The sequence below is a fragment of the Martelella limonii genome, from assembly GCF_013344475.1.
Classification (GTDB): domain Bacteria; phylum Pseudomonadota; class Alphaproteobacteria; order Rhizobiales; family Rhizobiaceae; genus Martelella; species Martelella limonii.
Genome location: NZ_JABUOU010000030.1, coordinates 1 through 1074, shown reverse-complemented (window position 1 = coordinate 1074; position 1074 = coordinate 1). Strand labels below are relative to the sequence as shown.

The following is a 1074-nucleotide window of genomic DNA, read 5'->3' as shown; positions in this document are numbered from 1 at the left end:
TGTGATTAGGCGTGGAATAAGGACCCCGTTAGAGGGGTGATCGGCTTCCAAAAGGGACCCCTTCTGGCACAGGGGCTACAACAGCCTCCGGTTTATCTCGGAGGCTTTTTATTTGGATGATTGTTGTGGAAACAATTGCGAAGATACGCCGGCTTGCCCTGACGCAAGGCATGCCGATCAAAGCGATCTGCCGGGAATTGGGCATTTCGCGTAAAGTGGTACGGAAGGTTCTGCGCGGTGGTGAGACAGCGTTCTCCTATGAGCGCACGACGCAGCCTCGCCCGAAGCTTGGACCGTGGCAGGACCAGCTCGATGGAATACTGCTTGCCAATGATGCCAAGCCGTCGCGCGAACGGCTGACGCTCATCCGGATATATGAAGATCTGCGTGATCAAGGTTACGAAGGCGGCTACGATGCCGTCCGGCGTTATGCCCGCAAATGGTCTAAGGAGCGCGGTTCTGTTTCGACAGAAGCCTATGTGCCGCTCTATTACGCACCCGGTGAGGCCTACCAGTTCGACTGGAGCCCACGAGATTGTCGTCCTGAACGGCGTGACGACAACCGTCAAGGTGGCGCATGTCCGGCTCTGCCACAGCCGGATGATGTATGTAAGGGCCTATCCGCGAGAGACACAGGAGATGGTCTTCGACGCCCATGACCGGGCATTCGCCTTCTTCGGCGGGGCTTGTACGCGCGGGATCTATGACAACATGAAGACCGCAGTGGAGACGGTCTTTGTCGGCAAGGAGCGGCAATACAACCGCCGTTTGTCTCACAGATGTGCAGCCATTTCCTTGTCGAACCGGTGGCCTGTACGCCGGCGTCCGGCTGGGAGAAGGGACAGGTCGAGAACCAGGTTAACCTGGTCAGGGAGCGCTTCTTCACACCAAGACTACGCTTCAAGTCCTATGGGGAGCTGAACGGGTGGTTGCTGGACAAATGCATCAGTTACGCCCGTGCCCACAAACATGTCGATCAGTCACAGCGCACGGTCTGGGACGTCTTCGAGGAAGAGCGATCCAATCTGATCGGATACCCGGGCAAGTTCGATGGCTTCCATGCCGTTCAGGCGG

Annotated in this window: 1 pseudogene; it reads left to right on the top strand. The window is 57.4% G+C overall.

The window, feature by feature from the left end:
* Positions 1-116: 116 nt before the first annotated feature.
* Positions 117-1074: pseudogene (istA, locus tag HPQ62_RS20890) on the top strand (IS21 family transposase); the annotation flags it as partial.